The sequence below is a fragment of the Flavobacterium sp. ST-158 genome (genome assembly GCF_058309975.1).
Window position 1 is genome coordinate 12,599 of record NZ_JBZEEN010000008.1, and the last position, 20,283, is coordinate 32,881.

At 34.1% G+C, this 20,283-nt stretch carries 19 protein-coding genes and 1 tRNA gene; 12 read left to right on the forward strand and 8 right to left on the reverse strand.

Annotated elements, in window-relative coordinates; translation table 11 throughout:
* Positions 1 to 39: 39 nt before the first annotated feature.
* On the forward strand, positions 40 to 1,497 hold the full coding sequence (locus AC4FRF_RS12625) for a sialate O-acetylesterase (RefSeq protein ID WP_491159916.1): 1,458 nt from the start codon (positions 40 to 42) through the stop codon (positions 1,495 to 1,497).
* Between the two features lie 199 nt (positions 1,498 to 1,696).
* A complete protein-coding gene (locus AC4FRF_RS12630; RefSeq protein ID WP_491159917.1) occupies positions 1,697 to 4,216 on the forward strand; it encodes a hypothetical protein in 2,520 nt (839 codons plus the stop codon).
* 62 nt (positions 4,217 to 4,278) lie between these two features.
* On the opposite strand, the gene AC4FRF_RS12635 is transcribed toward AC4FRF_RS12630, so the two are convergent.
* From AC4FRF_RS12635 to AC4FRF_RS12650, 4 genes are all read right to left on the reverse strand, one after another.
* Positions 4,279 to 4,352 (reverse strand) — tRNA-His (locus AC4FRF_RS12635).
* A gap of 75 nt (positions 4,353 to 4,427) precedes the next feature.
* Entirely contained in the window at positions 4,428 to 5,144 is a 717-nt protein-coding gene (bshB1, locus tag AC4FRF_RS12640; RefSeq protein ID WP_491159918.1) for a bacillithiol biosynthesis deacetylase BshB1, read from the reverse strand.
* Between the two features lie 132 nt (positions 5,145 to 5,276).
* Positions 5,277 to 6,338 carry an isochorismate synthase gene (locus AC4FRF_RS12645; RefSeq protein WP_491159919.1) on the reverse strand — a complete coding sequence of 354 codons (1,062 nt, stop codon included), beginning with the start codon at positions 6,336 to 6,338 and terminating at the stop codon, positions 5,277 to 5,279.
* Positions 6,339 to 6,375: 37 nt separating this feature from the next.
* Positions 6,376 to 6,810, reverse strand: coding sequence for a PaaI family thioesterase (locus AC4FRF_RS12650; protein WP_491159920.1), 435 nt, complete (start codon positions 6,808 to 6,810; stop codon positions 6,376 to 6,378).
* A gap of 140 nt (positions 6,811 to 6,950) precedes the next feature.
* Here AC4FRF_RS12650 and AC4FRF_RS12655 point away from each other — a divergent pair, with 140 nt between their 5' ends.
* From AC4FRF_RS12655 to AC4FRF_RS12685, 7 genes are all read left to right on the forward strand, one after another.
* Entirely contained in the window at positions 6,951 to 8,468 is a 1,518-nt protein-coding gene (locus AC4FRF_RS12655; protein WP_491159921.1) for a hypothetical protein, read from the forward strand.
* A gap of 324 nt (positions 8,469 to 8,792) precedes the next feature.
* Positions 8,793 to 12,446: a phosphoribosylformylglycinamidine synthase gene (gene purL, locus AC4FRF_RS12660; protein ID WP_491159922.1), complete on the forward strand. Its 3,654-nt coding sequence runs from the start codon at positions 8,793 to 8,795 to the stop codon at positions 12,444 to 12,446.
* 133 nt (positions 12,447 to 12,579) lie between these two features.
* Entirely contained in the window at positions 12,580 to 13,020 is a 441-nt protein-coding gene (locus tag AC4FRF_RS12665; RefSeq protein WP_491159923.1) for a DUF2059 domain-containing protein, read from the forward strand.
* Between the two features lie 64 nt (positions 13,021 to 13,084).
* Complete coding sequence (locus AC4FRF_RS12670; RefSeq protein ID WP_491159924.1) at positions 13,085 to 13,510, forward strand: HIT family protein; 426 nt, start codon at positions 13,085 to 13,087, stop codon at positions 13,508 to 13,510.
* A 405-nt stretch (positions 13,511 to 13,915) separates the two neighbouring features.
* Complete coding sequence (locus AC4FRF_RS12675; RefSeq protein WP_491159925.1) at positions 13,916 to 14,293, forward strand: hypothetical protein; 378 nt, start codon at positions 13,916 to 13,918, stop codon at positions 14,291 to 14,293.
* 64 nt (positions 14,294 to 14,357) lie between these two features.
* Positions 14,358 to 15,773 (forward strand): aminotransferase-like domain-containing protein, encoded by a 1,416-nt coding sequence (locus AC4FRF_RS12680; protein WP_491159926.1) that lies wholly within the window; start codon positions 14,358 to 14,360, stop codon positions 15,771 to 15,773.
* A 1-nt stretch (position 15,774) separates the two neighbouring features.
* Complete coding sequence (locus tag AC4FRF_RS12685) at positions 15,775 to 16,557, forward strand: PhzF family phenazine biosynthesis protein (protein ID WP_491159927.1); 783 nt, start codon at positions 15,775 to 15,777, stop codon at positions 16,555 to 16,557.
* A gap of 86 nt (positions 16,558 to 16,643) precedes the next feature.
* On the opposite strand, the gene AC4FRF_RS12690 is transcribed toward AC4FRF_RS12685, so the two are convergent.
* The 4 genes from AC4FRF_RS12690 to AC4FRF_RS12705 form a co-directional block, all read right to left on the reverse strand.
* A complete protein-coding gene (locus AC4FRF_RS12690) occupies positions 16,644 to 16,832 on the reverse strand; it encodes a hypothetical protein (protein ID WP_491159928.1) in 189 nt (62 codons plus the stop codon).
* Between the two features lie 132 nt (positions 16,833 to 16,964).
* Positions 16,965 to 17,516, reverse strand: a complete 552-nt coding sequence (locus AC4FRF_RS12695) for a hypothetical protein (RefSeq protein WP_491159929.1) — start codon at positions 17,514 to 17,516, stop codon at positions 16,965 to 16,967.
* A gap of 3 nt (positions 17,517 to 17,519) precedes the next feature.
* Positions 17,520 to 18,002 carry an RNA polymerase sigma factor gene (locus tag AC4FRF_RS12700; RefSeq protein WP_491159930.1) on the reverse strand — a complete coding sequence of 161 codons (483 nt, stop codon included), beginning with the start codon at positions 18,000 to 18,002 and terminating at the stop codon, positions 17,520 to 17,522.
* A gap of 55 nt (positions 18,003 to 18,057) precedes the next feature.
* Positions 18,058 to 18,246: a hypothetical protein gene (locus AC4FRF_RS12705; protein WP_491159931.1), complete on the reverse strand. Its 189-nt coding sequence runs from the start codon at positions 18,244 to 18,246 to the stop codon at positions 18,058 to 18,060.
* Positions 18,247 to 18,382: 136 nt separating this feature from the next.
* Between AC4FRF_RS12705 and AC4FRF_RS12710 the strand changes: the two genes are divergently transcribed.
* The 3 genes from AC4FRF_RS12710 to AC4FRF_RS12720 are packed head-to-tail and all read left to right on the forward strand — an operon-like array spanning position 18,383 to position 20,143.
* Entirely contained in the window at positions 18,383 to 18,721 is a 339-nt protein-coding gene (locus tag AC4FRF_RS12710; RefSeq protein WP_491159932.1) for an ArsR/SmtB family transcription factor, read from the forward strand.
* Positions 18,699 to 19,202 carry an SRPBCC family protein gene (locus tag AC4FRF_RS12715; protein WP_491159933.1) on the forward strand — a complete coding sequence of 168 codons (504 nt, stop codon included), beginning with the start codon at positions 18,699 to 18,701 and terminating at the stop codon, positions 19,200 to 19,202. Before AC4FRF_RS12710 ends, AC4FRF_RS12715 begins: the two co-directional genes overlap by 23 nt.
* The gene (locus AC4FRF_RS12720) at positions 19,202 to 20,143 is read left to right on the forward strand and encodes a DUF6807 family protein (protein WP_491159934.1); all 942 of its coding nucleotides are present in this window, start codon (positions 19,202 to 19,204) and stop codon (positions 20,141 to 20,143) included. Before AC4FRF_RS12715 ends, AC4FRF_RS12720 begins: the two co-directional genes overlap by 1 nt.
* Positions 20,144 to 20,283 lie beyond the last annotated feature (140 nt).

Here is a 20,283-nt window from a genome sequence, read left to right on the forward strand (position 1 = left end):
GACTTTCTAGTCGCCCCTTGACTTTTTAAAAACAAAAAAATGTATTTAACAAAACGTATCTTCCTACCTATTTGCCTATTATTAATGACTACTTCTACTATTTTTGGGCAAGTTATTCTCCCTAAAATTTTAGGAAACAATATGGTCATACAACAGCAAAAGAAAGTTCCTATTTGGGGAACAGCTGCTGCAGGCGAGAAAATATCAGTAAATTTTGCAAATCAAACTAAAAATACGGTAGCAGATAAATCAGGAAACTGGATGGTAAAACTAAATCCGATGAAAGCCTCATTTGAACCAAGAGAAATGACTATTAAAGGAGCAAATACCATTATCCTTAAAAACATATTAGTGGGTGAAGTTTGGCTTTGTTCCGGACAATCAAACATGGAATATGCCATGCGAAAATACAGCGACTATCAAACTAAAACCAAAGGTTATCACCCACCAGAAGACGATTTAAATAACGCTAACAATACAAACATTCGCATTTTTCTAGACCGAAGAAAATACATGGATCCAAGTCCTGAACATTTGGGATGGGATAACGCCATGGGACGTTCTTTAGTTGATTTTTCGGCTGTTGGTTATTATTTTGCAAAAGATTTATATGCCAAGTTGCATGTGCCAATAGGAATGATTTCGGCAGCAGTACCAGGAAGTCGCATTGAACCTTGGATTCAAGCTTCAAAAATGGAAATAGAACCCAAACTAAAAAATGGTCAAATTCTAGACAAACTCAGCAATAATGATGGTGGTTCAGGAAAATTTTATGACACTATGATAGCACCACTCATTCCTTACAGCATAAAAGGAATCTTGTGGTATCAGGGAGAATCTAATTGTTTCCTAGGCGAAAACATCCGTTATGCCTACAAACTAAAAACTTTAATACAAAGCTGGCGTACCGACTGGAAAGATAAAAAACTACCTTTTTATTTTGTTCAAATAGCTCCTTACAATTATTCGGCTTCTAAAGACAAACCTCTTACTACAGAAAGCCTTCCTGAGTTTTGGGAAGCTCAGGCTTTAAATTTAAAGCTAAAAAATACCGAATTAACTACCATTACTGATTTAACTGACACTATAACCGAATTACATCCAGGATATAAATGGGAAGTAGGCCGTAGATTGAGTTTAATGGCTGCCAACAAAGCTTATGGAATGCAAAATGTGGTTTATTCTGGACCCCGATTCCAAAAAATGAAACTACTAAACAACAGTATCGAAATCTCTTTTACCAACACAGGAAGTGGTATAGCAAGTAGCGATGGCAAACCATTAACTGGATTTACTATTGCTGGGGCTGATAAAAAATTTGTTGCTGCAAAAGCAGCTCAACAAGCTGATAAAATAATTGTTTCAACTCCTGAAGTACAACATCCTTATTACGTCCGTTTCAATTGGAATGAAGCTGCTCAATCCAATTTCATCAATAAAGAAGGACTTCCAGCAGTTCCGTTTAGAAGTGACAACCCTTGGGAAAAACTTTTCTAAGAACATTATACCAATTTAAAAATCCCATTTTAGACTAGCTTCAAAAATGGGATTTTTTTTATTAAAAGACTTTTCGAAATCTAAGCTGAATTAATATCCATACCATCTAAAGAAAAAATCCATTATATTTACTATTAGCCTAACCAATAAATAAGTACGCTCTCCTTCTCTATTTTTCATCTAAAAAGAAATACGGATTATGAAAAAAAAATATTTTTACTACCTGACGCTATTCCTTTCTATAATACTACATGCTCAAGAAAAAACGTCCTACCAATCCTTAGATTCTAAAAACCCAATTGAATTTAAAGGAAAAACGATTATATACAAAGGAAAAACGATTCCATTAGGTCCAAAATCTTTTTTTATAGACCGTCAAATAAGCGATGCTCAGCTTAGCAAATATCCTTTTGTGTATAATTCGATAAACGAAGCCGCAAAGCATCTTACTGATGGAACCGAAAGCGAACCAATGACCTTGTACATCGCTCCTAATGTGTATTGGATTGACAATCCTGATGACCCAGAAATTCTAAAACCCAAAGGCAACAGCAGTGTTCCTTACGGCTTGGTTATAAAATGTGAATGGCTAAAATTCTTTGGTCTTACAGAAAATCCTAAAAATGTAGTTTTGGCATCAAATCGAGGACAAACAATTGGTGCTATAGGTAATTTTACCATGTTTAAATTCTCAGGACAAGGTACAAGTTCAGAGAATATTACTTTTGGTAACTATTGCAATGTAGACTTAGACTTTCCTTTAAAACCTGAATTAAACCGAAACAAACGTGCTTCGGCAATTGTTCAAGCACAGCTAATTCATTGTGACGGAGATAAAATCATAGCTCGCAATACCCGATTTATCAGTCGGCTTAACCTTTGTCCATTTGTGGGAGGCAAAAGAGTTCTTTTTGACAATTGTCATTTTGAATCTACCGACGATGCATTGTGTGGAACGGCAGTTTATCTGAACTGTAGTTTGGATTTTTATAGCTCAAAACCATTTTATTGGACCCGAGGTACTGGAGCAATTTTCTTAAATTGCGACATCCAATCCTTTACTTCTGGCAATCAATTTTTCACCAAAGCCAATGGACAAATTGCTGTAATTGATACACGTTTATCTGCAAAAAACGATATTTACTTAGGATGGAATGATAATATTCCAATGGAAACACGCAATTATCAATTCCAAGTAAGCCTCAACAAGCAAGCTGTTTTAATTGAAAAAAACAATCCAGCTTCTACGGTCGACATGAGCAATTTAGCTGTACTTGACGGCTATCGTTTTATTTACAACGGAAAAACCATTTACAACACTTACAATCTTTTATCAGGGGATGACAACTGGGATCCAATGCAAATAAAAAATACTGTACTAGCTGCAGAAAAAGAAAATCAAAAAAAATATACGCAAATACCCACACAACTTTCAATTAGTCCTTCGCAAATTTCAATAGAAACCAATAAAGAAAAAGCTATTTTAAGAACCACTGTCAATCGTTTTGGTAATTATGAATTAAAAGGAGAGAAAATCATTTGGTCAGTAGACTCTAACAACAAAGACATTGTAACTTTAAATACAAACGAAGACAGCAGCCAATGCGAAGTAATCCCTAATAATTCCAATGACGAAATAAAAACAGTAGTTATCACTGCTAAAACAACTTCTGGCTTAGAAGCTGCATCGGTTATTTATGTAGCTCCTCCAAAATTAGAAAGCCCTCAATTTTCTCAAAAACCACAACTTTCAAAAATAAATAATGGGCAAATTCTATTAAATTACCAAATTGAGAGTTCTTTTAAAGATGAATCGCAAATAAGCTGGTTTAGATGCACTGATGGTAAAGGAAACAATCCGATAGCAATTTCAGTATCTAGAAATAACATTCCGCTTGTTAACTATCCTCTTTTAATGGGAGATCTCAATTATTACATTATGGCTTCGGTTGCACCCAAACACATTCGCAGTGACGCAGGAAAAGCATTTACGGTGATTACTCCAAAACCGATTTCAAGCAAAGACATTACTGCTCCAAAAAATTCACTTTCCACCAATTTTAAAAATACGGCAACTAAAAACCAAACGAAAATTATTCCTGGGTTTTGGACATTTGCTCCATTCGGACCAGATACAAATAATACTTTTAATGAAAAAGATGCTTGGTATTACGGAGAAGGTGTAGATGGTGCTGCCAATCAAGTAGGACTTTTGCAAACTGGACGTAGTGCAACACTACTTTATACACCAATTAAAGCCAACTATTCCAACATGAAACTCAATCTTAGTCTGACTCCTTTTAAGAGCGCAGGACAAGGATTTAGTGTTGCTCATATGTACATGGACGTACTTATAAAATATGATCCTGAAACTAAAAATGGATATGCACTTCGATTAATTAGAACTACTAAACATCACGATGCTATAGATTGTATTGTATTAGAATATAAAAATGGAATTCCAACTGAAATCAGTGATGCTGTTACTACAACCGCGTTTAATGGCCAATGTGTAGTTAATATTGAGGTAAACCAAAATCAATTAACAGCAAAAGTGACCAATACTGATTCAAAAACAAAAAAGGCTACTCAAGAAGGAGTTTATCCAGAAGCTTTACTAAAAGCAAGGATTCAACCAACAAATTACGGAGGATTCGGAATACTTTATAACGGAGGTTCACCAACAATGATTCATGAAATAAATGCTGAGTGGAACTAAATTTCCATCAAAATTACACATACAAAAAAAGCCTCTTCTTTCGAAGAGGCTTTTGCATTTTGGGTGGATGACCGGGTTCGAACCGGCGACCCTCGGCACCACAAACCGATGCTCTAACCAGCTGAGCTACAACCACCATTTGCTTTGCGGTTGCAAATATACAACGTTTATTCACTTCTGCAAACTATTTTTTCAAAAAAAATCAAGAAATTTACAACAAATCACCTAAGCTATTGACAGCCAAATGTCTTTCTACCGTAAAACCTTCAGCATAATCTACTCCAACTAATCGTCCTAAGTCTCTAGAGCGGTAATTTAGGCTCTCAAAGAAGTTTTTTGAAGTAATTGGCGACTCAGGTTCTGTAGAATTTGGATCATAAAATTGAGAACGATAAGCTAAAATAGACTCGATTTTCTTTTCGGTAAAACCAGTTATGTCTACCACAAAATCTGGTTCTATATTTTTCCACTGAATATAATGATACACTACTTTAGGACGCCAAGCCTTTTGTTGCTCCCCTCCTATTTCTGTTTCTATTTTCATCAAACCGGATAAAAAACAAGCATCGGAAACTAACTTGCTTCCTTTGCCATGATCGATATGACGGTCGTCTATAGCATTGCACAAAACAATTTCGGGCTGGTATTTGCGAATCATTTTGATGATTTCCAGTTGGTGTTTTTCGTCATTAACAAAAAAACCATCTCGCATTTCTAAATTCTCTCGAACGGAAACACCTAAAATTCTAGCCGCAGCATTTGCTTCCTGGTCTCTAATTTCTGCCGAACCACGGGTTCCTAATTCCCCTCGGGTTAAATCGATAATCCCTACTTTTTTTCCTAAAGAAATCTCTTTTAAAATAGTTCCCGAACAACCCAATTCAACATCATCAGGATGCGCTCCAAACGCTAATATATCTAATTTCATTCTTATTTATTTTTCCTCCCCAATCATCTTTCCAAAAGGACTAGACTGTATGGAGTTTTTTTTTATGTTGTTTTTTATTCTAATTTTCGCAACTGAACACTGAAAACTGACCACTGCTCACTGTTTTTTTTTTTAAAGAACGCTTTTAATAGTCATAGATTTATTCACACTTTCATTCCATTCTTTTTCAGGAATACTTTCCTTGGTAATTCCGCAACCCATATACAAATGGGCTTGTTTTTCTTTTATTTGCATGCAGCGTAAATTAACATACAAATCGGATTTTTGTTTCTTCTCAGCAAAATCTTTTTTATTCAATTCACCTAAAAAACCAGTGTAATATTCTCTATCATAACCTTCGTTTTCCAAAATAAATTGTTTAGAAACTTCTTTTGGCAAACCACAAACAGCTGGTGTAGGATGCAAAACCGATACTACCTGATTTAATTTAGAAGTCTTATTAATAATCCCTTCAATATCTGTTTTAATATGCAACACATTTCCAGCTTGAACTGTGTACGGACTAGAAATAGCAACTTCGGAAGTAAGTCCTTTTAAGTTTTCCAATATAAAATCAGTAACAAATTGTTGTTCTTCAATTTCTTTTAATTCCCAAATTACATCGGTTTTTCCTTCAAAATTTTGTGTTCCAGCCAAAGCCATCGTACAAAATTTTTTTCTGCTTGCTTTCAACAAACGCTCTGGCGTAGCTCCCATCCACAAACCTATTTTTGGATGGTACCAACAATAACAGAAAACCGTTGGAAAACGCTGAATTAATCGGGTAAAAACAGTAACTAAATCAAAATTAGGCACCTCTAATATTTCTTTTCTAGACAAAACTACCTTATTAAAAACTCCTGCTTTAATCTCTTGTATCGCTTTTTGAATTAACGTCTCAAAACGCTTTTTATCCTCAGGATTTTCAGCTCCATTAGAAATAGGAGATTGATTTTCTTCAAAAGTATCGATTTCTGACTCCCAAATTACCGATTGATTTTTTGGAATCAAAATCATCTGATTGCCATCAAAAGGAGCAAAAACAAAACCGGTTTCGTCCAATGTTTCGGCAAAATACAAATGATCATTTTTTTGAAAAAAACCTCTCACTTCAGCTTTATACGGTTTACTGTAGATAACAAAAGGTAATTTTTGAGCTTCTTGTTGCTTTACTTTTATAAAAAAATCAATCATACATTATTGTATTAAAGGTTTGTTTATCCTACTAAATCTAGTTTGTTTTTTTCCTTTTTGGCAAAACCATATTAGTCAATTTGCAAAGCGAAATCAAATTATCTCTTTCGTCCACAATGCGAATTTCCCACAAATGAATACTTGCCCCCTGATGGATAATTCTGGCCGTTGCAGTAACCATTCCTTCACGCTTGGCTTTTAAATGATTGGCTGAAATTTCTATCCCACGAACTTCGCTAACTTCGGGATTGATGAATATAAATGAAGCGGCACTACCAACACTTTCGGCCAAAGCAACCGAAGCACCTCCGTGTAACAAACCCATTGGCTGATGTACACTTGGATTCACTGGCATTGTAGCGGTCAAAAAACCTACTCCGGCATCCACATATTCAATATTTAAGGTTTCCATCAAGGTATTTTTAGAAATACGATTACAGTATTCCAATATCTTTTCTTTATCGAATGTCATGAATTTTATTTTAATCGATTGTAAAAATAAAGAAAAGAAAAGAGACTCCACTCGAAATCCGAAGCATATTCTGCAATGCATTTTAAAATTAACGCTCCACCAATAAGATTTTTTCTATTTTTACAAAAAAACCAAAACCAATGCGTTCCTTTTCGCTACTTTCTATCCTTGCAATTTTAATCGCTCTCAGTTCCTGCCGTTCTGATTTTTCTACTGTACCCAGTGATGGAAAATTGGCTTTTTCGAGAGATACTGTTTTTTTAGACACTGTTTTCTCTACAATTAGTTCGAGTACCTATTTGCTAAAAGTGTACAATCATAGTAAAAAAGATATTAGCATTCCAACGATTAAATTTGGCAAAGGTTTAAATTCTAAATACCGCATGACTGTTGACGGTATGCAGGGCGAAAACAATAGGATTTTTAACAATGTAACACTGTTAGCCAAAGACAGTCTTTATGTTTTTATCGAAACTACTCCTTCCATTGCTGATGCTAATTCAGATGATTTTTTATATACCGACAACATCGAATTTGACAGCGGAAGTAATTTGCAAAAAGTTGCCTTATTGACTTTGGTCAAAGATGCTATTTTTCTCTACCCAAAACGTTTGTCTGATGATAAAACTGAAACCGTAACTTTTGACAATACCGAATTAAGTGGTTTTTATTTAGACGAAAACGACGCTACAAACGGCAACGAACTGCATTTTACCAATCAAAAATCCTATGTAATTTACGGCTATGCCAGTGTTCCAGAAGGTAAAAAAGTAATTTTTGATGCGGGTGCTCGGGTTTATTTCCATGCTAATTCGGGATTAATTGTTCCACAATCGGCAACTTTAGAATGCAACGGAAGTATTTCAACCACTACTAAACAAGAAAATGAAATTGTTTTTGAAGGCGATCGTCAGGAATCTGTTTACGCTAATGTTCCCGGACAATGGGCTGCCATTTGGCTTCGTGAAGGCAGCACAGCACACAAAATCAATCATCTTACTATCAAAAACGCAACCATTGGATTACGAATCGACAACCAAGACAACACCACAGTTTCGATAAAAAACAGCCAAATTTACAATTCATCTAACTATGGAATTCTAGCTCAAAACGCAAAGATAGAAGGCGAAAACATTGTAATAAACACTGCTGGAAATGCAGCTCTGGCTTGTACTTATGGCGGAAATTACCTATTTACCCATTGTACATTTAACAACAACTGGAACAGTCCAAATCAAATGGCTGTAGCCATAAACAACTACAAAACAGGCGCCAATCCAGTAAGCAAAAACTTAAGTCAAGCCACTTTTAACAATTGTATTATTTATGGTGCGTATTCTAACGAATTGAATTTAGACAAAAATGATGCAACTACTTTCAACTACCAATTCAACAATTGCCTATTAAAAGCGGAAGCAGACAGTTCGAATCCGTTATACAATTTCAATAATAACACTAATTACAACAACATTATTCTCAATCAAAATCCAAGTTTCTTTGCAATCGACAAAAACAAATTAAACATTGACAATACTTCTGCCGCTTTCGCAAAAGGAAATTCGGCTTACTTAATTCCGCTAGACATTAACGGAAAAACCAGAACTTCCCCTCCAGATTTAGGTGCTTATCAGAATATGGCATTTCCTAAAGAAAATTGAATATTGTTTTTTTAACCACAAAGGGCACTAAGTCTTCGCAAAGAACACTAAGTTTCTTATAATCTGTAATAATCTGTGAAAATCTGTGGCTAAAAATAACTACAAAGAGAAAAAAGCTTTCGCCAAAAGCACTATTTAGCCCTTAGTAATTAGTTTTTAAACTGCATTCTGAAATCTATTTTTCTGCCTTCTAAATTCTAAAATCTACTTTCTAAACACTGAATATTGAACACTGATTTTAACTGTTTTAAAAAGTCTTTTTTACACTTGTCCGTACTGTTTTTTTAAACTAAATTTGCACCGTAATTTATCAAATACAAAACAATGATTCATTTCTTTGAAAACCCAAGCAACGCAATTTTTGCCGTACAAACACAAGGCGAAATTTCGGCTCAAGATATTTCTAAACTGAACTGGCTTTTTGCCAATGCAACTAAGATAGAGAAATCCGTATTGACGGATTTTTTTGTTGGGCCTCGTGCCACTATGATTACGCCTTGGAGTACCAATGCCGTTGAAATCACTCAAAACATGGGGATTTCAGGAATCATTCGTATCGAAGAATTTTACAAAGCATCCGAAGACTTCACTGATTTCGACCCAATGCTTTCGCAAAAATATACCGAATTGAATCAGGATATTTTTACCATCCATATTCAACCGGAAGCTATTTTGGATATTGAAGATATCGACGCTTACAACAAACAGGAAGGTTTGGCTTTAAGCATTGAAGAAGTCGAATACTTGGATAATTTAGCTAGCAAATTAGGCAGAAAACTAACGGATTCTGAAATTTTTGCTTTCTCACAAGCCAATTCTGAGCACTGTCGTCATAAAATTTTCAACGGAACTTTTGTAATTGACGGTGAAGAAAAAGAAACTTCTCTTTTTAAATTAATCAAAAAAACATCTCAGGAAAATCCTAACGATATTGTTTCGGCTTACAAAGACAATGTAGCTTTTGTAAAAGGGCCAAGAGTAGAACAATTTGCTCCAAAAACAGCTGACAAAGCTGATTTTTATGAAGTAAAAGAATTTGATTCGGTTATTTCATTAAAAGCCGAAACACACAACTTCCCTACTACTGTAGAACCTTTCAACGGTGCTGCAACAGGTTCAGGAGGAGAAATTCGAGACCGTTTAGCCGGAGGACAAGGTTCATTGCCATTAGCAGGAACTGCTGTTTATATGACTTCTTACTCTCGTTTAGCTGAGGATAGAAATTGGGAAAACGGAGTTGCTGAAAGAAAATGGTTGTACCAAACGCCAATGGATATTTTAATCAAAGCGTCTAATGGAGCTTCTGATTTTGGAAATAAATTTGGACAACCTTTAATTACAGGTTCCCTTTTAACTTTCGAACATCAGGAAAATGAGCGCAAGTTAGGTTACGATAAAGTAATCATGCAAGCGGGGGGAATTGGTTTTGGAAAATTAGACCAGGCTATCAAACACAAACCGCAAGAAGGCGATAAAATTGTTATCCTTGGTGGAGAAAATTATAGAATTGGGATGGGTGGTGCTGCGGTTTCTTCGGCAGATACAGGAGCTTTTGGTTCAGGAATTGAGTTAAACGCTATTCAACGTTCCAATCCAGAAATGCAAAAACGTGCTGCTAACGCCATTCGTGGATTAGTAGAAAGCGATAATAATCCAATTGTATCGATTCACGATCACGGAGCTGGTGGACACTTAAACTGTCTTTCAGAATTGGTAGAAGAAACTGGAGGTTTAATTGATTTAGACAAATTACCTGTGGGTGACCCTACTCTTTCGGCTAAAGAAATTATCGGAAACGAGTCGCAAGAAAGAATGGGATTGGTTATTGGTCAAAAAGACATTGATACTTTACAACGAATTGCCGACAGAGAGCGTTCGCCAATGTACCAAGTAGGAGATGTAACCGGCGATCATCGTTTTACTTTTGAATCCAAAACTACTGGCGAAAAACCAATGGATTATGCTTTGGAAGATTTCTTCGGAAGTTCGCCAAAAACAGTTATGACCGATAAAACGGTTGATTATAACTATGCTGAATTAGAATATTCTAAAGATAAAATTGCTACATACCTAGAAGCAGTATTGCAATTAGAAGCAGTGGCTTCTAAAGACTGGTTGACTAATAAAGTAGACCGTTGTGTGGGTGGTAAAGTGGCCAAACAACAAACAGCTGGACCATTACAATTACCATTGAACAACTGCGGTGTTGTAGCTTTAGATTTTAATGGAAAAGAAGGAATTGCGACTTCTATAGGACATGCTCCTATCTCGGCTTTAATTGATCCGGTTGCTGGTAGCCGCAACGCTATTGCCGAATCTTTATCGAATATTATTTGGGCACCAATTAAAGACGGATTGAAAGGAATTTCACTTTCTGCCAACTGGATGTGGGCTTGTAAAAACGAAGGAGAAGACGCTCGTTTGTATGCTGCTGTAGAAGGTTGTTCGGACTTTGCTATCGAATTAGGAATCAACATTCCAACAGGAAAAGATTCGCTTTCGATGAAACAAAAATATCCTAATGACGAAGTAATTGCACCGGGAACGGTTATAATTTCAGCAGGTGGAAACTGTACAGATATTAGAAAAGTGGTTGAACCTGTTTTACGCAAAGATGCCGGTTCTATTTATTATATCAATTTATCTCAAGACGAGTACAAATTAGGAGGTTCTTCGTTTGCACAAATCTTGAATACTATTGGAACGGAAACACCTACTATTAAAGACGCTGCTTTCTTTAAAAAAGCATTCAACACTATTCAGGAATTAATTTTGGATAATCAAATTGTAGCAGGTCACGATATTGGAAGTGGTGGTTTAATTACTACTTTATTAGAAATGTGTTTTGCTGATGTGAATTTGGGAGCAAAAATTGATTTCTCAGTTTTTGAAGAAAAAGACATTATCAAATATTTATTTGCTGAAAACATCGGAATTGTATTCCAAGCAAAAGAAGATGCGGCCTTAGAAAGCAAATTGAACACTAACGGAGTTTCATTCTACAAATTAGGAACTGTAACTAATGAAGCTACATTAAACTTTGGTCCTTGCCAATTAGATATTGCTAAATACAGAGATGTTTGGTTTAAAACTTCATTCTTATTAGACCAAAAACAATCTAAAAAAGGAACAGCTCAAGAGCGTTACAAAAATTATAAAAACCAAGCGTTAAACTTTAGTTTCCCTTCTCATTTTACAGGAAAAAAACCTGAAATTGATGCTTCAAAACCAAGACCAAAAGCAGCTATTATTCGTGAAAAAGGAAGTAATTCAGAACGCGAAATGGCTAATGCGATGTACTTAGCAGGTTTTGATGTAAAAGACATCCACATGACCGATTTGATTTCGGGACGTGAAAATCTTGAAGACATTCAGTTCATTGGAGCTGTTGGTGGATTCTCTAATTCGGATGTTTTAGGTTCTGCTAAAGGTTGGGCTGGAGCTTTTAAATACAATGAAAAAGCCAACACTGCTTTGAAAAACTTCTTCAAAAGAGAAGATACTTTATCGGTTGGAATTTGTAACGGATGTCAATTGTTCATGGAATTAGAAGTAATCAATCCTGAGCATGAAGTACACGGAAAAATGTTACACAACAACAGCCACAAACACGAAAGTATCTTTACTTCGGTTACTGTACAAGAAAACAATTCTGTTATGTTATCTAGTTTAGCAGGAAGTACCCTTGGAGTTTGGGTTTCTCATGGCGAAGGTAAATTTAACTTACCAATGGGTGAAGAAAACTACAACATCGTAGGTAAATACGGTTACGATAGCTATCCTGCAAACCCTAATGGTTCTGATTTTAACACTGCGATGTTGTGTGACAAAACAGGTCGTCACTTAGTTACCATGCCACACATTGAACGTTCTGTTTTCCAATGGAACTGGGCGAATTATCCAAATGACAGAAACGACGAAGTAACCCCTTGGCAGGAAGCTTTTGTAAATGCCAGAAAGTGGATTGAAAACAACTAAATCATATTTTTTTAAATATCAGAAAGCGTTCTCGAAAGAGAGCGCTTTTTTTGTGAGATATTTTTTATTATTCAATTTTAAATCCTTACATTTAAAATCTTAATTAATCATAAATCAACTATTACAATCAATCATGAAAAAATCATTTTTAATTTTAAGCTTCTTTATTCTTTCCTTTTCTGCAAATGCGCAAAGCAATTCAAAAACAGAGAAAATAAAACAACTGATGGAATTAACAGGTTCAGGAAAAATGGGTGTCCAAATTATGGACCAAATGATTAGTAGCTTTAAAACTTCTCATTCTTCAGTCAATGATGAATTTTGGGAAGAGTTTAAAAAAGGAGTAAAAGCTGAAGATTTTGAAAATATGATACTTCCTATATATGATAAATATTACACCGAAAGTGATATTGACCAATTAATTGTTTTCTATAATTCTCCTATTGGAAAAAAAATGATTAGCACCATGCCTCAAGTAATGCAAGAATCTATGGCTGCTGGCCAAAAATTAGGAAAAGAAATTGCCGAAAAATTCCTAGCCAAACTTAAAGAAAAAGACAATTTGGAAAAGTAAAATAGTATGGATAGCTTTGCCAGCGTCTATCCAAATGCTATTATCAATTTATAAAATAAAAACTATGCCAAGTCCAGTTTCTGAATGTTTGTATTGCCAAGAAAATGAAACATTACACAACTTAATGATTAAAATTACCGACTTAAAAGTATCGCAATTGTTCTTATTTAAAGAGCAGTCTTATACAGGTCGATTAAATGTAGTTTACAAAGATCACGGAGTAGAATTTTATGAGCTAAGTAACGAACAGCGCAACGCTTTTATGGAGGATGTAGCTGCAGCTGCCAATGCTATTGCTAAGACTTTTAATCCCGATAAAATTAATTATGGTGCATTTTCAGATACATTATCGCACTTGCATTTTCATATCGTGCCTAAATACAAAGACGGTTATGGTTTTGGAAGTGTTTTTGAAATGAATCCAAACAAAATAGCACTTTCTGATGCTGAATACGATGCTATAATTGAAAAAATTAAAGCCAACTTATAAAAGCCTTTAAGCTTTACAAAACAAAATCCTCTTTTTAAATCCGTTTAAAAAGAGGATTTTGTTTTATAATGATTGATACCAAAATAAAATTCGGTATACGGATTAAACTAATTTCAGCAGATTATCACGCATTAAAAATGGAATTAACAATATGCTTTTTAAGCCGAAACGAAAGCTTATATGTACTTCTCTTTTTAAACCATGAAAAACTAGACATAAGAAAAATTAAAACTTATCTGATTTATATGTTTGAAAAAAATAGAATATAAATCCGTTTTTATCGGTATAATCTGTGGGCTAATATTTTATTCTGCCATTAAAAATCTGTATCTATAAACAACACCATTTCTGTATCTGTGCTTGTTATTTAGAAATAGATAATTTTACTATTCTAAATAACAACGTATGGAAACAATTTTAGAACAGCAACAAAAAATAAGCTTCAGAGCAGTTACAATCTCTGACATGAATACCATTGTAAAGCTTTATCAACAACAACAAAAAACAACAGCAAATTCAGCTTTGACCAACCAATTTGGACTTCCTTTTTATGTAGCCGAATTAGATACAAAAATTGTTGGCTATTCTTATGCAACTTCAACAACTGATAACGATTATTCACTAAATACAACTATTGATGCTACTTTTTCAAAATATTCAATTGACAAAAGCTTCATCCGAGAATCGGAACAATTTTTTAAAAAAGAATGGCAAAAAGGACACTATAAAAAGCTTTCTGTTTCTATAATTCATTTGGTAAACTGGTTAAACAACTCAAAGTAGTAAAACAACAACAGTTACAGTTGAAGTTTTTAGTACTTTTATAGGATACAAAAAGCTTGATAAAATGGCACGAGAAATATTATACTTAAAAATTGCAAAAATTATTGAAGAACAAATAGCTGTTGGCACCTTAAAAACTGCCGACAAGCTGCCTTCCATACGCACCGTTCAAAAAATATACGCTGTTAGTATCAATACGGTAAAACAAGCTTTTTTAGAATTAGAAAGTAAATCGCTAATAGAATCTAAACCTAAATCTGGTTATTATGTTAGTAAATCTTTTGATACCAGACTGGCACTTCCTTCCATTGGTAAACTCCAATTATCCGATAAGGAAAAAACGCCTGAAGATTTAATTAGCAAGGTCTTTAATACTTTGACAGATAAAGATATTACACAATTTTCATTAGGAGTTACAGACAAAAGTTTGTTGCCTATTGCTAAACTCAACAAAGGAATTACCAAAGTATTACGTAACTTAGAAGACAGTGGAACGGGTTACGAACCTGCACAAGGAAATCTAAATTTAAGACGAAATATAGCTAAATGGTCTTTTACCTGGGATGGAAACCTGACAGAAAAAGATATTGTAACCACTTCGGGGGCACTAAATGCCTTATTTTATGCATTGATTACCGTAACCAATCCAGGAGATACTGTAGCTATAGAAACGCCGCTATATTTTGGAATTTTGCAAATGATAAAATCATTAGGACTTCATATCATTGAACTTCCCTCTCATCCGGTAACAGGCGTTTCTATTGAAGATTTAAAAAAAGTTTTACCTAAAATCAAAGCTTGTTGTTTTGTCACAAACTTTAATAATCCACTGGGTAGTTGTATGCCTGAAGAGAACAAAAAAGAAATCGTTAGCTTGCTTACACAACACAACATCCCTTTGATTGAAGATGATTTGTATGGTGATTTATTTTTTGGTGCAAGCCGACCAAAGCCCTGCAAAGCTTTTGACAAAGAAGGCATTGTCATGTGGTGTGGTTCGGTATCTAAAACCTTAGCTCCCGGTTATCGGGTGGGCTGGGTTGCTCCGGGAAAATTCAAAGACAAACTCATTAGAAAAAAACTATTGCATACGGTTTCTAGTCCTCCATTATATCAAGAAGTAATTGCCGATTTTATGGAACACGGTCGTTATGAACATCATCTAAGAGGATTACGAAACACATTGTACAGCAATTATTTGCAATTTCAACGCACAATTGAAGAACATTTTCCTGAAAATACCAAGATTTCAAAACCTCAGGGCGGATTTGTTCTATGGTTAGAATTAGATCCCAAAATTGATACCGCTCTCTTATTTGATATTGCTATACAACAAAAAATAGGTTTTGCACCCGGAAGAATGTTTACCCAACACAATCAATACAACAATTGTATGCGGTTGAATTTTGGATTAAAATGGGATGAAAAAGTTGAAAATAGTCTAAAAAAACTAGGCCAATTAATAAAAAAACAATTATAAGATGAAAATATATCAAATTGATGCTTTTACTAAAAATGTATTCTCTGGAAATCCAGCAGCAGTTTGTCCATTAGACTCATGGCTAACAGACAAAATCATGCAAAAAATTGCTGCCGAAAATAATCTTGCCGAAACAGCTTTTTATGTAAAAAATGGAATCAAATATGAAATTAGATGGTTTACACCTACCGTTGAAATCGATCTTTGTGGACATGCTACATTAGCAGCCGCTTTTGTATTATTTAATTATGAAAATCATAAGGATACACTAATCAACTTTTATTCTCCCAGAAGCGGTGATTTACTGGTAAGCAAAGAAGGCGATTTGCTTTCGCTAAATTTTCCGGCCGATGTATTGGAGCCTATTAAATTAACCCATCAAATGCTAGAAGCTTTAGATGGAAAACCCCAAAAAGCATTTAAAGGAAAAACAGATTATATGTTTCTCTTTAACACTGAAGAAGAAATAGTGCAATTAAAACCTAATTTTGCCAAGTTAGCACAATTAAATGTTCGCGGAGTCATTGTAACTGCTCCTGGTAAAAATTCGGATTTTGTATCGAGGTTTTTTGGTCCACAATCTGGAATAGACGAAGATCCAGTAACTGGTTCGGCTCACACCACCTTAATTCCTTTTTGGGCAAAAAAATTGAATAAATCTAAATTATCAGCCATTCAACTTTCGGAAAGAAGAGGATATCTGGAATGCGAATTATTAGCAAACAGAGTACGTATTAGTGGGTATGCAAAGTGTTATTTAATTGGTGAAATTTTTACAAAATAAAGAAAAGCCACTTTAAACTAATAAAGTGGCTTTCTATAAAAAATTTATCAAACCCTAAAATGACAAATTCTATTTTATATTTTGTTTTAATCTATTTCTAATAATACATTTTCCATAAAAATGGCTGGCTCTCTTTCGTTTTGCCAATAATCAGCGAGAATACTCAAAACAATATCTTTCATTCCACTTAAGGAACTTTCTATTTGATGTTCTTCATCTTTAATTACTTCGATAAGCAATTCATTTACTTTCTTAATTTTGTCTAAGTTTGTCATATTGCCACTAATTAATATTACTATTTCCTCTCTTTATTAATTCGGAATAAAAGTATACTAATTGTGTTTTTGCAACAATACCCACTTTTAGTGATTTTTTTGCGTTTTTTTAATCTATTTTTAAGATTTGTCTTATTTAACATTGTTTAACGTCTCAATAAGCTCTTGAATCAATCGAATTCTCTTTTTCCAAAGTCGATATAAAAAAAATAATTGAATTAAAAACAACATACAAATACAAACTAAAAGCAAATACTTAGTTGTGGTAAAATAAATTCCATAAGTAAAGAATAACAATAATCCACAAACAAAACCTATTCTGGCAAGAATAGTATAGAATGCGTAAGTTTTTAGTCGAATGTATAATGCATCCAATGCTATTTTTATATTAGCTCCATTTGTTAAATACTTATTATAATGATAACCATACAAACTATGACCTATAAGCAATAAAAGAGCTATAATTAAAAATAAATTTACCAAAAAAGGTTTCGTTTCACCATCAAACATAGAATAGTAGCATAGCAGAAAAAGTAACCAAGCTGTTACTTCAATCATAATTTGTCGTCTTATAGACTTCAGAACGGGATGCTTGTTTTCCTCCAACATCAACAATAAACTTTCCTCACTTTTAGCAATGGGCTGAATACTATTCCATTCTGATTTTAAATCATCTAGTTCCATGAGTTATTTATTTAATAAAGTTTTTATTTTATTCTTTATTCTATTGAGTTTTACGCCCACATAATTTTCATTGATTCCTATAATCTCCGAAATTTGCTGATAAGACAAATCTTCAAAATACAAAGCTATTAAGGCTTTTTCACTATCATCTAACACTTTTAGAACAGCAAACAAGCGTTCCTGCCGCAGCTCTACCTCATCATTAGGCTGCTCTTCTGCAAAATCAGGTAATTGTGTGAGATAATTTATTGAAGTAGTTTTTTTTCGAAAAGAAGCTATCGCTGTGTTCAAAGCTATACGATACATCCAAGTACTTATTTTAGCGTCTCCTTTAAAATTAGGATAGGATTTCCAAAGCTGGAAAACTATTTCTTGAAATAAATCTTCACGATCCTCAGCACTCTCCCGATACAAACGAACAATTTTATGCAGCATTGCATTGTATTGCGCTATAATGGCTAAAAACTCTTTTTCAACTGCATTCATTTCTAATCCATTTCTTTTCGAATAAAACTAAGGTAAGCAAAATCAAATACTACGCTCATTTATTCTCTAAATTTAATTCTTTCTTAATCAACTGAATGTCACTTTTTATTTGTGCATTTTCCAGTTTCAAACTATCAAGCTGCAGCTGAAGATTAGTATCTCTAATTTTTGATCTTCCTTCGGGTGAAGATTCTTTTCCGCAACTCCCTACTATAAAAAGTAGCATTACAATAACTGTTTTCATATCTATTGTTTTTAATGTATTAGTTGTCTTTTATTTCAAAAACTTACAGCCAAACAAAAAAATATTAAAAAATATTTGCGCAACCAATTAATTGCATTTAAATTTGCAACTAATTGGTTTCCTAATTTTAATCCAAATGAGAAGAGATATTTTTCAAGCCATTGCTGATCCCACTCGCCGAGCTATTATAGGACTCATCGCCATTCAAGCTATGACGCCTAATGCTATTGCGGAACATTTTGAAACCAGCCGACAAGCTATTTCAAAACACTTACGGATTTTAACGGAATGTGAACTCCTAAAACAAGAGCAAAAAGGACGAGAAATTTATTACCAACTGGAACTAGACAAGATGAAAGAAATTGACCACTGGCTAGCACAATTTAAAGCTCTTTGGGAAAACCGATTTAACGAATTAGATAATATATTAGTAAACCTTAAAAATAAAACAGATGAAAACGAACCTACAATTTGATTTTATTGTCAACAAAGAAAACAAAACCGTTAACGTAAAAAGAGAATTTGCAGCTCAACTCCCTTTAGTTTGGGATGCTTGGACTAAGCCTGAAATATTAGATTTATGGTGGGCACCAAAACCTTACCAGGCCAAAACAAAATCAATGGATTTTAGAGAAGGTGGTTCTTGGTTTTATGCTATGATTAGCCCTGAAGGAGTAGCTCACTGGTGTAGAAACGATTACAAAAAAATTGAAACTTTAAAGAGTTTTTCAGGATTAGATGCTTTTTGCGACGAAAATGGTACTATCAATACCGATTTTCCACGTACGGTTTGGACCAATACTTTTATAGAAAATAAAAATACCACTACCGTAAACATCGTTGCTCAATATGAAAAACTAGCCGATTTAGAACAAATAATCGCTATGGGATTTAAAGAAGGTTTTACTATGGCGTTAGGCAATTTGGACAAATATTTAGAACAAAAAACAAAATAATGCGGTCAATCAAACAATTATTCATAAGCTTTCTTTTTTTTCTTGGACAAATTAGTTTTAGCCAAGTCCAATTAAAAATAGAAAAGAACCAAAGCTATTTTACCGAAGGCAAAGATTCTGTTTTAACTTATCAAGCTTCGGAAAAATCGAAAGAAGGCAAATACATTCGTTCCAATTATATTCACCCATTGCACTCCTTAGACGGAACAGTACTTACGGAAGATTTCCCTATAGATCATCTACATCATCGCGGTATTTTCTGGGCTTGGCATCAATTGTATATTGGTGACAAACGAATTGGAGACGGCTGGGAAATTGAAAATTTCAGTTGGAAAGTCGCTGCTGTAAAGGAGAAAAAGCAAAAAGATGATAGCAAAGCCATTCAAACCACTGTTTATTGGAAATCGCCATTATGGATTAAGAAAAATGGCGTAGAAAAAGCATTTGTAAAAGAAACTACAACCATAAAAGTACATCCTAAACAATTGCATTATCGTTTAATTGATATTGAAATCAATTTATTAGCACTGGAACCTAATATGCGAATTGGTGGCTCAGAAGACGAAAAAGGCTATGGTGGATTTTCGCCTCGTATCAAACTTAGCGATAATGTTGTTTTTACAGATCCAACAGGAAAAATCACACCTACTAACCTTCCTATTCCCGCTAGTGAATGGATGGATATTTCGGGATCAATTGGAAAAAATAACACCTCAGCAGGATTGACTATTTTGTGTAATCCAAAAAATCCTGGTTTTCCTAATCCCTGGATTTTACGTGCTAAAAAAAGTATGCAAAATGCGGTGTATCCGTTTCCGGGAGCTAAAGCAGTTCCTTTATCGAATAAAAAACCAACTGTTTTACGTTACCAATTAATCGTTCATGAAGGAGATGCAAACAGCATTCCGATTGATAAAATATTTCAAAACTATATTAAATAAAAAATAAATTAGTAATAGATTTAATTGAAAAAGCCACAAATTCACGAATTATGAGATTATAATTCGTGAATTCGTGGCTTTATTTTTTTCCTAAAAAAAACAGAGCCAATACATTTTGTAATGGCTCTGACTATTAGTAT